The sequence below is a fragment of the Arenimonas alkanexedens genome (assembly GCF_054781355.1).
In genome coordinates, this window is sequence record NZ_BAAGUO010000001.1 from 91,956 (window position 1) to 103,761 (window position 11,806).

13 protein-coding genes are annotated in these 11,806 nt (G+C 68.0%); 6 read left to right on the forward strand and 7 right to left on the reverse strand.

What is annotated here, in order from left to right; genetic code table 11:
- Positions 1 to 5: 5 nt before the first annotated feature.
- Together ACYVGY_RS00375 and xerC are read left to right on the forward strand one after the other, a co-directional pair.
- Positions 6 to 683 carry a DUF484 family protein gene (locus ACYVGY_RS00375; RefSeq protein ID WP_460455508.1) on the forward strand — a complete coding sequence of 226 codons (678 nt, stop codon included), beginning with the start codon at positions 6 to 8 and terminating at the stop codon, positions 681 to 683.
- A 4-nt stretch (positions 684 to 687) separates the two neighbouring features.
- Positions 688 to 1,587, forward strand: a complete 900-nt coding sequence (gene xerC / locus ACYVGY_RS00380; RefSeq protein ID WP_460455509.1) for a tyrosine recombinase XerC — start codon at positions 688 to 690, stop codon at positions 1,585 to 1,587.
- Positions 1,588 to 1,673: 86 nt separating this feature from the next.
- Here the strand turns inward: xerC and ACYVGY_RS00385 are convergent, their stop codons facing one another.
- From ACYVGY_RS00385 to ACYVGY_RS00410, 6 genes are all read right to left on the reverse strand, one after another.
- Positions 1,674 to 2,027, reverse strand: coding sequence for a gamma-butyrobetaine hydroxylase family protein (locus ACYVGY_RS00385; RefSeq protein ID WP_460455510.1), 354 nt, complete (start codon positions 2,025 to 2,027; stop codon positions 1,674 to 1,676).
- Positions 2,028 to 2,036: 9 nt separating this feature from the next.
- Complete coding sequence (locus ACYVGY_RS00390; protein WP_460455511.1) at positions 2,037 to 2,630, reverse strand: hypothetical protein; 594 nt, start codon at positions 2,628 to 2,630, stop codon at positions 2,037 to 2,039.
- Positions 2,627 to 3,124, reverse strand: coding sequence for an RNA polymerase sigma factor (locus ACYVGY_RS00395; protein ID WP_460455512.1), 498 nt, complete (start codon positions 3,122 to 3,124; stop codon positions 2,627 to 2,629). Before ACYVGY_RS00395 ends, ACYVGY_RS00390 begins: the two co-directional genes overlap by 4 nt.
- Before the next feature lie 129 nt (positions 3,125 to 3,253).
- Positions 3,254 to 4,591 carry an ATP-dependent protease ATPase subunit HslU gene (hslU, locus tag ACYVGY_RS00400; protein WP_460455513.1) on the reverse strand — a complete coding sequence of 446 codons (1,338 nt, stop codon included), beginning with the start codon at positions 4,589 to 4,591 and terminating at the stop codon, positions 3,254 to 3,256.
- Positions 4,591 to 5,130 (reverse strand): ATP-dependent protease subunit HslV, encoded by a 540-nt coding sequence (hslV, locus tag ACYVGY_RS00405; RefSeq protein WP_460455514.1) that lies wholly within the window; start codon positions 5,128 to 5,130, stop codon positions 4,591 to 4,593. Before hslV ends, hslU begins: the two co-directional genes overlap by 1 nt.
- 150 nt (positions 5,131 to 5,280) lie before the next feature.
- Positions 5,281 to 5,634, reverse strand: coding sequence for an arsenate reductase family protein (locus ACYVGY_RS00410; RefSeq protein WP_460455515.1), 354 nt, complete (start codon positions 5,632 to 5,634; stop codon positions 5,281 to 5,283).
- Positions 5,635 to 5,678: 44 nt separating this feature from the next.
- On the opposite strand from ACYVGY_RS00410, the gene ubiE reads away from it, so the two are divergent.
- Positions 5,679 to 6,437 carry a bifunctional demethylmenaquinone methyltransferase/2-methoxy-6-polyprenyl-1,4-benzoquinol methylase UbiE gene (gene ubiE, locus ACYVGY_RS00415; RefSeq protein ID WP_460455516.1) on the forward strand — a complete coding sequence of 253 codons (759 nt, stop codon included), beginning with the start codon at positions 5,679 to 5,681 and terminating at the stop codon, positions 6,435 to 6,437.
- Positions 6,438 to 6,455: 18 nt separating this feature from the next.
- On the opposite strand, the gene ACYVGY_RS00420 is transcribed toward ubiE, so the two are convergent.
- Positions 6,456 to 8,144, reverse strand: a complete 1,689-nt coding sequence (locus ACYVGY_RS00420) for a GspE/PulE family protein (RefSeq protein ID WP_460455517.1) — start codon at positions 8,142 to 8,144, stop codon at positions 6,456 to 6,458.
- A 154-nt stretch (positions 8,145 to 8,298) separates the two neighbouring features.
- Here ACYVGY_RS00420 and ACYVGY_RS00425 point away from each other — a divergent pair, with 154 nt between their 5' ends.
- The 3 genes from ACYVGY_RS00425 to ACYVGY_RS00435 are packed head-to-tail and all read left to right on the forward strand — an operon-like array spanning position 8,299 to position 11,696.
- A complete protein-coding gene (locus ACYVGY_RS00425) occupies positions 8,299 to 10,176 on the forward strand; it encodes a M1 family metallopeptidase (RefSeq protein ID WP_460455518.1) in 1,878 nt (625 codons plus the stop codon).
- Between the two features lies 1 nt (position 10,177).
- Positions 10,178 to 11,137, forward strand: a complete 960-nt coding sequence (locus ACYVGY_RS00430; RefSeq protein ID WP_460455519.1) for an alpha/beta fold hydrolase — start codon at positions 10,178 to 10,180, stop codon at positions 11,135 to 11,137.
- Positions 11,138 to 11,186: 49 nt separating this feature from the next.
- Positions 11,187 to 11,696 (forward strand): DUF1993 domain-containing protein, encoded by a 510-nt coding sequence (locus tag ACYVGY_RS00435; protein ID WP_460455520.1) that lies wholly within the window; start codon positions 11,187 to 11,189, stop codon positions 11,694 to 11,696.
- Positions 11,697 to 11,806: the final 110 nt, after the last annotated feature.

The following is an 11,806-nucleotide window of genomic DNA, read 5'->3' on the forward strand; positions in this document are numbered from 1 at the left end:
CCCTGATGATCGAAGAAAAGAACGAGCGCCTGAGCGCCCACGAAGTCGCGACCTTCCTGCGCCGCCACCCGAGCTTCCTGGGCCAGTTCCCGGATCTGGCGCTGTCGCTGGTGGTGCCCAAGGACGAAGGCCAGGCCGCGTCGCTGGCCAGCTACCAGCTCGACGTGCTGCGCGACAAGAACCGCGAACTGACCCGTCGCCTCAACGAGCTCTATGCCAACGCCCAGGACAATGAGCGGCTGACCGTGCGCACCCACCAGCTGAGCCTGGCGCTGATGCGCGCCGGTTCCGCGGCCGACACGCTGCGGGCCATGGTTGCCGTGCTGGGCGAGGATTTCCAGGGCGAAATCGTCCGCGTGGTCTTGTTCAAGCCGGTCGAAGGCCTGCAGGCCGAGTGGCTGCAGGTCGTGGGCGAAACCGATCCGGCGCTGGCGCCCTTCCGCGACTTCCTGGCCGGCAACGAGGCGCTCTGCGGTCGCCTCAACCAGGACAAGCTGACCCTGCTGTACGGCGAAGAACAGGCCCGCGCCGCCTCGGCCGTGCTGCTGCCGCTGGCCGGCGTAGGCATGCTCAGCGTCGGCAGCGCCGACGCCAACCGCTTCTTCCCGGGCATGGGCACGCTGTTCCTGCGTCTGATGTCGGAAACCCTGGTCACCGCGCTGGGCCGCTACGACGCCCGCTGATGCCGTGAGCGCCGACGCGCCCCTGCAGCCGGGCATCGAGACCTTCCTGGGCTATCTGGCGGTGGAGCGCCGGCTGGCGGCGAATACCCTGGACGCTTATCGCCGCGACCTGGGCGACCTGGCCGGCTGGATGATGGGGCAGGGCCTGAGCGACTGGCACCATCTGCGCCAGGATGCCCTGCGCAGCTACGTCGCCGGCGCGCACCGGCGCGGCTTGTCCGGCAAGAGCCTGCAGCGCCGGCTGTCGGCGGTGCGCAGTTTCTATCGCCATCTCAATCGCAGCGAAAGCTCCGAGCTCAATCCGGCCCTGGGCCTGCGCGCGCCGAAGTCGCCGCGCAAGCTGCCGCAGGTGCTCGACGCCGATGAAATGACGCGGCTGGTCGAAGTGCCCACCGACGGTCCCGAGGGCGTGCGCGACCGGGCCATGCTGGAGTTGTTCTATTCGTCGGGACTGCGCCTGTCGGAGCTTTGCGGCCTGCGCTGGAACGCGCTGGACCTGGCCGATGGCCTGGTCACGGTGCTGGGCAAGGGCGGCAAGCAGCGCGTGGTGCCCGTGGGCCGCCATGCCCGCGATGCCCTGCAGGCCTGGCGCGAGCTTTCCACGCCGGCGCGCGAGGCGCCGGTCTTTCCCGGCCGCAGCGGTGGGCTGATAAGCCCGCGCACCGTGCAGCAGCGCCTGCGCCGGCTGGCCCAGCAGCAGGGCCTGTTCAAGCGCGTGCATCCGCATTTGCTGCGCCACAGTTTCGCCAGCCATGTGCTCGAGTCCAGCGGCGACCTGCGCGGCGTGCAGGAGCTGCTCGGCCACGCCGACATCGCCACTACCCAGATCTACACCCACCTCGACTTCCAGCACCTGGCCAAGGTCTACGACGCCGCCCACCCCCGCGCCCGCCGCAAACCCTGATAGCGCCGGATCTACCCCTGTGGGAGGGACTTCAGTCCCGATGCCTTTCGCCGAAAAGCATCGGGACTGAAGTCCCTCCCACAAAGTCAGCGGCTTTTCTGGGCGGCTTCCAAGGCGGCCAGATAAGCGGCCCAGCGCACGTCCAGCTCCCGCCCCAGCTGGTGCAGGAAATTCCAGCTGAAGATGCCGGTGTCGTGGCCATCATCGAAGCGCAGCAGCACGCCATAGTTGCCCATTGGCTCGATGGCTTTGACGTTGACGTTGCGCTTGCCGGCCACCAGCACCTTCTGCCCGGGGCCGTGGCCCTGGACCTCGGCGCTGGGAGACTCCACCCGCAGGTACTCGCAGGGGAGGCGGAAGCGGCTGCCGTCGTCGAAAGCGACTTCCAGCGCGTGCGAGGCGCGGTGCAGAATCAGATCGGTGGGGCGGGGCGTGCTCATGCCGCCAGTCTACGGCCCGCGCAGCTGTTCGCGCAGCGCCCGGAAGCGGACCTGCCGCGCCCGCGCCTGCGAACAGCGCCACCAGCCAAACAGGCCCATCGCCGGCAAGAAAACAATATTCACGGTCGTGGCGCCCAGGATTCCGCTGATCCGCGCCGACGGCCATCCGGCCGCCATGCCGTAGAGCATCAGCGCATAGATCCCCGCCCACAGCGCCAGCGAGCACCACATGCCCCAGCGCCAGTAGCGCAGCACGGTGCTGGCGCGCTGCAGCTCGCGTTCGACCAAGGCAAGCGCGCCGTTGCCGGCCTGGGCCAGGTCACGGCGGCGGATCCAGACCATCAGGCCCTGGTAGACGGTGAGAAACGCCGCCAAGCCGGCAAACATCAGGGTCTCGACACGGTCGCTGCGCGGACTCATCGCGATCAGCGCGCAGACGACGATCACCAGCAGCGCAAAGCCGATTTCCATGCGGATCGTGCGGCGCAGACCGCGGCTGCGCTGCTCGGCCTCCTCGCGGATCGCCTCGATGTCGATCGCCGGCGTTTCCTGCTGCTGCCAGTCGGCGGCCAGCGCGCTCCAGTCCTGCGTGTGCTCGCTCATGCGCCTTCTCCCAGCGCGGCCTGAAGCTGTCGACGGGCGCGGCTCAGGCGTTGCGTCACGGTGTTCTCTTCGAGGTTGAGGCTGTCGCCGATCTCGCGCTGCGAGAAGCCCTCCAGCGCCAACACCACCACCTGACGCTGGCCCAGCGGCAGTGTGCGCACGGCGGCCAGCAGGTCCTTGCGGCGCTGGTGCGCTTCGGCGTGCTGGAAGGGGCTGGCGCTGGGGTCGGCGTGCTCATCGTGCAGCTCATCGCCGCGGGCACGCTTCTCGCGCGTCAGGTGGTCGATGGCGCGGTTGTGGGCGACGCGCGCCAGGAAGGTGCGCAGCGAAGCCTCGCCGCGCCAGCTGGCCAGCGCCTTCCAGACCGCCAGGCTGATCTCCTGCAGCAGATCGTCCCGGCGCGCAGGCTCGGCTTCATAGCTGCCGGCAATACGCGCCAGCATCGGGCCGTGCTCGCGGAGCACGGCTTCGATATCGGGCGCGGTCAGGCTCATCGTGGGCTCATCTCGGGTGCTGGCCCGGGACGGGCAGGGGGCAAGGGCGGCGGGCGTCATGTCGGTCTTCATCCGGGCTCAGGGAGATAGTCCGGAGCTGGCGCGAAAACCTGACAAGTCGCCCTGATATCAGAGGATATAGCGGCTCAGGTCCGGGTCCTGCACCGCATCGCCCAACTGGGCATCCACCATCGCCCGGTCCACCATCAGCGACAGGCCGCCCTTGTCGGGAGCCTCGAAGCTGAGCTTCTCGAGCAGCTTCTCGAGCACGGTGTGCAGGCGTCGGGCCCCGATGTTTTCCTGGCGGGCATTGATCAGGAAAGCGATCTCGGCCAAGCGGTCGATGGCGTCGTCGGCGAAGCCGATATTCACGCCCTCGGTGGCCAGCAGGGCCATGTATTGCCGCACCAGCGCATTCTTGGGCTCGGTGAGGATGCGCCGGAAATCGTCCTGGCTCAGCGCGCCCAGTTCCACCCGGATCGGGAAGCGACCTTGCAGCTCCGGAATCAGGTCCGAAGGTTTGGCCAGGTGGAAGGCACCGGAGGCGATGAACAGGATGTGGTCGGTGCGCACCACGCCGTACTTGGTGCTCACGGTCGAGCCTTCAACCAGCGGCAGCAGGTCGCGCTGTACGCCCTCGCGGCTGACGTCGCCGCCGCCCATGGAATCCTTGCGCTTGGCGACCTTGTCGATTTCGTCGATGAAGACGATGCCGTTCTGCTCGCAGGCCTCGATTGCCTGCACGCGGATATCGTCCTCGTTGACCAGCTTGCCCGCTTCTTCTTCGACCAGCAGCGGCCGCGCCGCCTTGACCGACAGGCTGCGGGTCTGCGCCTTGCCGCCGCCCAGGTTCTGGAACATCGCGCGCAGCTGCTGGCCCATTTCCTCCATGCCGGGCGGCGTCATTATGTCCATGCCGGCCGCGGCCTGGCTGAGCTCGAGCTCGATCTCACGCTCATCGAGCTCGCCGGCGCGCAGCTGGCGGCGCAGCTTGGCGCGGGTGTCGTTGTCGCTTTCGGCCGGCGCGTCCGCGGTGAAGCCCGGGCCGCGGCGGGTGGGCAGCAGGGCGTCGAGGATGCGGTCCTCGGCACGTTCTTCGGCCTGGGTGCGCACGCGCAGCTTGGCCTGCTCGCGGAACATCTTCACCGCGCCGTCGGCCAGGTCGCGGATGATCTGCTCGACGTCCTTGCCGACGTAGCCGACCTCGGTGAAGCGGGTCGCTTCAACCTTCACGAACGGCGCATTCGCCAGCGCCGCCAGCCGCCGCGCGATCTCGGTCTTGCCGACGCCGGTGGGGCCGATCATCAAAATGTTCTTGGGCATCACTTCGTCGCGCATCGCCGGGTCCAGCTGCATGCGCCGCCAGCGGTTGCGCAGGGCGATGGCGACGGCGCGCTTGGCCTCGTTTTGGCCGATGATGTAGCGGTCGAGTTCGCCAACGATCTCGCGCGGGGTCAGTTCGGACATTACAGCTCCTCGATCACGAGATTGCGGTTGGTGTAGATGCAGATGTCGCCCGCCACGTTGAGCGAGGCTTCGGCGATCGCGCGGGCATCAAGTTCGGTGTGCTGGAGCAGGGCGCGGGCGGCGGCGAGCGCGTAAGGCCCGCCCGAGCCGATGGCGACCAGCCCGTCCTCGGGCTCGATCACGTCGCCATTGCCGCTGATGATCAGCGAACTGTCTTTGTCGGCCACCGCCAGCAGGGCTTCGAGCTTGCCCAGGCGGCGGTCGGTGCGCCATTCCTTGGCCATTTCGACCGCGGCGCGCAGGAGCTGGCCGTTGTGCTGGGCCAGCTTGGCCTCGAACACTTCAAACAGGGTGAACGCGTCGGCCGCGGCACCGGCGAAACCGGCCAGCACCTTGCCCTCGGCGAGTCGCCGCACCTTGCGGGCGTTGGACTTCATCACCGTATGGCCGAGCGTGACCTGGCCATCGCCGGCCACCACGACGCGATCACCGCGCCGGACGGAGAGAATGGTAGTGGCGTGGAAAACCTTGGGGTCCATGCGGCCTCCTGATCGTGAACCCCTTTTCTGGGGCCACCCCACCCCCCAATCAAGCACACCCCTGTAGGAGGGCCTTCAGGCCCGAAGCTTCTAGGCGAAAAGCTTCGGGCCTGAAGGCCCTCCTACAAGGGCGGTTGGCGGAGGGGGCGGCTACAGCAGGCCCAGCAGCGTTTCCGTCGGCCGGCCAATCACGGCGCGGTCTGCCGTTTCCAGCACCGGCCTCTCGATCAGGCGGGGATTTGCCGCCAGCAGGGCGGCCCATTCAGCCATCGGGCGTTCATCTCCCGGCGACAGGCCCAGCGTTCTGGCCTCATCCTCCTTGAACCGCAGCAGCTGGCGCGGGTCGCCCCCCAGCTTGCCCAGCAAGGCCTGAATCTGGGCGGTCGTGGGTGGTCCGGCCAGGTAAAGCACCAGCTCGGGCGCGATGCCCCGGGACGCCAGCAACGCCAGCCCCTCGCGGGACTTGCTGCAGCGCGGATTGTGCCAATAGCGAAGTCTGTCCATGCCCCGAATGATCGCATGCCCCCAGCGGTGCGATAATCCCGCCCATGGACAAGACCCCCGGCGACACCACCACCCACTTCGGCTTCCGCGACGTGCCTGTGGCCGAGAAGAAAAAGCTGGTCGGCCAGGTGTTCAGTTCGGTCGCCCAGCAATACGACCTGATGAACGACCTGATGTCGCTCGGCATCCACCGGATATGGAAGCGCTATTTCGTCGGCACCTCGGGCGTGAAGCGTGGCGACCGCGTGCTCGACCTGGCCGGCGGCACTGGCGACATCGCCGCCCTGCTGCACGAGCGCGTCGGTGACACCGGCAGCGTGGTGCTGGGCGATATCAATGCCGCCATGCTGGGCGTTGGCCGCGACCGCCTGACCGATCGCGGCCTGGTGCGCGGCCTCGAATACGTACAGCTCAACGCCGAGGCGCTGCCTTTCCCCGACGCCAGCTTCGACCTGGTCACCATCGCCTTTGGCCTGCGCAACGTGACCGAAAAGGCGAACGCGCTCAAGGAAATGCACCGTGTGCTGAAAGTCGGCGGCCGGGCGCTGGTGCTCGAGTTCTCGCAGGTCAAACCCGAATGGTTCCGGCCGGTCTACGATTTCCATTCGTTCAAGGTGCTGCCGCGCCTGGGCAAGCTGTTCGCGAACGACGCCGACAGCTACCAGTACCTGGCCGAGTCGATCCGCAAGCATCCGCCGCAGGACGAGCTAAAGGCCATGATGTCGGCGGCCGGCTTCGAGCGCACCGACTACCGCAACCTCAGCGCCGGCATCGTAGCCATCCACTCCGGCTACAAGCTCTGAACTCCGACCCGCGGGGGTTTAATCCGCGCGGACGCGCCAGGCTTCGGTAAGCGAGATCAGGCCTTCGCGCGCCAGCGCCACCGCCGCCTGGGTGATCGGCACCATGCCTTCCTCCAGCGCCGTGCGGTGGATGGTGTCGGCTTCGGCGCCGGGCACGATCAGCGACTGGATTCGCGGTGTGACCACCATGAATTCATACACCGCGCGTCGTTTGAAGACGCCCAGGCCGTCGCAGTGCGAGCAGCCGTGGCCGATGTGGAATACCTCGTCCTCGCCCACGCCCAGTACGCCGCGGATATGCGGATCGATCTTCTCGACCTCGCGACAGTGGACGCAGGTGAGCCGCACCAGACGCTGTGACATCACCGCCAGCAGCGAGGCGCGCAGCAGGTAGGCCTCCACGCCCAGGTCGAGCAGGCGGGTGACCGTCGTCGCCGCCGTGTTGGTGTGCAGGGTGGACAGCAGCAGGTGCCCGGTAAGCGCGCTTTCAACTGCGATGCCGGCGGTTTCCTCGTCGCGGATTTCGCCCACCATGATCACGTCGGGATCGTGGCGCAGGAAATTGCGCATCGCGCTGGCGAACGTGAAGCCCGCCGCGCGGTTGACCTGCATCTGCTGGATCTCGTCAATGTAGAACTCCACCGGATCTTCGATGGTGAGGATGTTGATGCGCTGTTTGCGCAGCTCCAGCAGCATGGCGTAAAGCGTCGTGGACTTGCCGCAGCCGGTCGGGCCGGTGGTGAGGAACATGCCGTGGCTGCGCCCCATCACGTCGTCGATGCGCTGGCGGTCGGCCGGGCTCAGGCCAAGCTGTTCGAGGTCCCAGAGGCTTTCGTTGGTGTCGAGCAGGCGCACCACCACCGACTCGCCGTACACGGCCGGCAGCACCGAGATGCGCAGGTCCACCTCGCGCCCGTCGTCGAGTACGAAGGTAGTGCGGCCGTCCTGCGGCTTGCGGTGTTCAGCCAGGTTCATCGAACCCAGCACCTTCACGCGGCTGGTCACGGCAGGATGCAGGCTGCGGAGCAGGCGGCGCACCGGCACCATTTCGTCGTCGATGCGATACAGCACTTCGGTGCCGTGCTCGCCCGGGCGCAGGTGGATGTCCGAGGCGCGGCGCGCGACCGCTTCACTGATCAGGTTCTGGACGATGCGAACCACCGGTTTTTCGCGCGAAAGGCGCTCGGCCTCTTGGGTCGAGGTTTCGCGCCCAGCCGCGCCCGGGTCCAGGCCCAACTGGTGGGCGATGTCGCGGTCTTCGACTTTGTCGTAGTGCTCGGCGATCGCCTCGCGCACTTCCCGGGCGCTGGCGACCAGGGGCAGCACCCGCTGCCGGCACAGGAAGTCCAGGGTGGCCAGGGAGTCCGGGCTGCCCGGGTCCTCCATGGCCACGGTTACCATGCCTTCGAACAGACGCAGCGGCACGGCCCGCAGGCGCCGCACGACCTCCGGGCGCAGCAGGGAGGTGGCCTCGGTGCGGGGCGGCAGGTCACCCAGGCGCACCAGGGGCAGTCCAAGCCGGGCGGCGAGGCGGTAGGCGGCTTCGGTGCAGTCGTCCCCCAGGGCCAGCCAGGCCGGCAGCGTCACCTGCCCGTTCGGGGTCTGCCAGGAATGCCCGCCTGCGGCCACCGCCTTGACGTAGGCGGCGAGGGTGGCGGCGTCGGCAATCAGGTGCGGTGCCGCGGGGGAAAGCGTGCTGGGTTCCATTCAGTCCTGCCGGCAAGGGTTCAGTCCAGTATGGGAGCGGCTACCCTCCAGGATATTGAGCCATGTCATGCGCCAAGCCCCCGGGCAGGCACGTGTGAGGGGCGGCCGGGCCTGGCTGAGCTAGAATCCCGGGGTCCCGTCAGTGGAAATGACCATGTCCCGCCTAGGCCTCCTGCTCGCCCTCCTTATCGCGTCCGTCCCGGCCTTCGGCCAAGACCGGCGGACCGACGAGCATTCCTACGCCCAGCCCGACAAGGTGCGTATCCGCGAGCTGGCGCTGGACCTGAGCGTCGACTTTGAAAAGCGCCAACTGGCCGGCAGCGCCACCCTGGGCCTGGACTGGATTGACAAGGACCAGCGCGACCTGGTGCTCGACACCCGCGACCTGACGATCGCCGCCGTCGAGGCGCGCAACGGCAGCCGCAAGTTCCGCGAAGTGCCGTTCGTGCTGGCCGAGCGCGACGAGAACTTCGGCAGCAAGCTCACCATCTCCCTGCCGCGCCAGTACGACCAGGTGCGCATCCGCTACGCCACCTCGCCCGAGGCCTCCGGCCTGCAGTGGCTGAGCCCGGCCATGACCGCCGGCGGCAAGACGCCCTTCATGTTCAGCCAGTCGCAGGCGATCCACGCGCGCAGCTGGGTGCCGCTGCAGGACACGCCCTCGGTGCGCTTCACCTACACCGCGCGCATCCGCACGCCGGCCGATGTGATGGCGCTGATGAGCGCCGACAACGACCCGGCCGCGGCCCGCGACGGCGACTATCGTTTCTCGATGCCGCAGGCCATCCCGTCCTACCTGATGGCGATTGCCGCCGGCGACCTGGTGTTCAAGCCGATTTCGGCCCGCGCCGGCGTCTGGGCCGAGCCGCAGACCGTGGACAAGGCGGTCGCCGAGTTCGTAGACACCGAGGAAATGATCCGGGTCACCGAGTCGCTCTACGGCCCCTACCGCTGGGAGCGCTACGACCTGCTGATCCTGCCGCCCTCGTTCCCGTTCGGCGGCATGGAAAATCCGCGCCTGAGCTTCATCACCCCGACCGTGATCGTCGGCGACAAGTCGCTGGTGTCGCTGATTGCGCACGAGCTGGCGCATTCGTGGTCGGGCAACCTGGTAACCAATGCCAGCTGGAAGGACATGTGGCTCAACGAAGGCTTCACCAGCTACGTTGAGAACCGCATCGTCGAGGCGCTGTACGGCAAGCCGCGTGCCGACATGGAATTCGTGATCAGCCGCAACGGCCTGCTCGAGCAGATCAAGGACCTGCCGCCCGAGCGCCAGGTGCTGATGCTGCCCCTGCGTGGCGGCAGCGATCCCGAGGACGCACTCGGCGCGGTGGCCTATGACAAGGGCGCCTGGTTCCTGCAGTTCCTCGAGCAGCGCTACGGCCGCGAGGCCTTCGATGCCTTCCTGCGCAGCTGGTTCGACGGCCACGCATTCCAGAGCGTGGACAGCGACCAGTTCCTGGCCTTCCTCAGGACCGAGCTGATGGCCAAGTCCCCGGACCTGGTGTCCGAGGCCGAAGTCATGGAGTGGCTGACCCAGCCCGGCGTGCCGGCGTTCGCGCCGCAGACCGCGTCGCCGCGCTTTGATGCCGTGGATGCCGCCCGCGCGTCCTGGCTCGACCAGCGCGCAAGCGCGCGTGAGCTCGACACCGCGGCCTGGACCACGCAGGAGTGGGTCTACTTCCTTGAGGGTCTGCCCGATGCCATCGACGCCGAGCGCATGGTCGAACTCGACCAGGCCTTCCGCTTCACGGGCACCAGCAACGGCGAGCTGGCCCAGCGCTGGTATCCGCTGAGCGTGCGCAGCGGCTACTTCGAGGCGCGGCCGGCGATGTCGCTGTTCCTGCGCAAGATCGGCCGCCGCAAGCTGGTCATGCCGACCTACGACGCGCTGGCGAAGTCGGCCGAAGGCCTGGCCTTCGCCACCCAGATCTTTGCGATGGCGCGTCCGGGCTATCACCCGATCACCAGCGCTTCGGTAGACGCCCTGCTGGCCCGCGCCCGCGCCGAACAGACGACCACGGACTGACGTGACCACGCAGCGGTCGGGAAGCGGCACCCGGAAGATCGTCATCGCCACCTCGCTCGGCCTCGCGCTGGGCGCGGTGGGCTTCGCCGCGACCGCGCCGGAGCGCGTGCTGGAGGCCGAGTTCGCGCGCCAGCGCTGGTTGGCCAAGGCGGGCGTGGTGGAATACGACATCGCCGGCCATCGCTGGGCGGTGCTCGAATCCGGCCGCGATGCCGAAAAGCCGCTGCTGGTGTTGGTGCACGGATTCACGGGCAGCAAGGAAAACTGGCTGCCGCTGATGCGCGAGTTGGCCAAGAGCCATCGCATCATCGCCCCCGACCTGCCGGGCTGGGGCAATAGCGACCGCCACCACGACGCCGACTACGGCCCGGCCGCACAGGCCGACCGGCTCGCGGCCTTCCTGCGCGCGCTGCCCGAGCGGCCGGCGCTGGTGGTGGGGCATTCGATGGGTGGACAGATCGTCGGCCTGATGAGCGCCCGTCATCCGGGCGTTGTCGATCGCATCAGCCTGATGTCCTCGGCCGGCGTGCGCTACGAAGAGAACGCCTTCGCCAATGCGGTGCTGGCCGGCGACAACCCGTTCCAGGTCACCAGCCGCGCCGAACTCAAGCGTTATCTCGGCATCGTCTTCGTGGATCCGCCCTTCGTGCCCTGGCCGGCGAACGAGGCGCTGGTGCGCCGTCGCCGCGCCGATGCGGCCTTCGAGCAGCGCGTGCTGGACGGCATCGGCCGCGGTCCGGATGCCTTCGCACTGGAGGCGGAGATGCATCTGATCCAGGCGCACACCCTGCTGCTTTGGTGCCGCGACGACCGCGTCATCGATGTCAGTGCGGCCGAAGTCTTTGCGCGCGGCCTGCCGCGCAGCCAGTCGGTACTGCTGGCCGGCTGCGGCCACATGCCGATGATGGCGCAGCCCCGGCAGGTGGCCGAGGCCTTGAACGCCTTCCTCGCCTCGCCCTGAATCTACGACCCGCGTACGATCGCGGCTCGTCCACTGCCTTGAGCCGCCCATGACTGTTTCCCTGCACGCCGCCTCCGTTCCCGTGTTCCAGCAGATGCTCGGCGGCTTGTCCGACGTGTTGGCCAAGGCCGCGAGCCACGCGGCCGAACGCAAGATTGATCCCGCCGCCTACCTGCAGTTGCGCCTGTACCCGGACATGTTCCCGCTGCTGCGTCAGGTGCAGATCGCCTGCGATTTCGCCAAATCGGTGTCGGCGCGGCTGGCCCAGGCCGACGTGCCGGCGTGGGACGACAGCGAAGCCAGCTTCGAGGACCTGCAGGCGCGCATCGCCCGCACCCAGGACTTCATTGCCGGTCTCGATGCCGCCAGCTTTGAAGGCGCCGACTCGCGCGAAATCGTGCTGCGTCCCGGCACGCCGAAGGAAAAGCGCCTCAGCGGCCAGGCCTACGTGCTGGCCTACGGCCTGCCGCAGTTCTTCTTCCACGTCACCACCAGCTACGCCCTGCTTCGCCACGCCGGCATCGAAGTCGGCAAGCGCGACTTCATGGGCAAGTACTAGTTGAATTCGGCGCCCGCTGAGTCGAGGTAGCGACGAAGATGGGCTTGGCCAGAGCCGGCAATTTACGGTTTCCGCCCCCTGTAGGAGGGCCTTCAGGCCCGAAGCTTCTG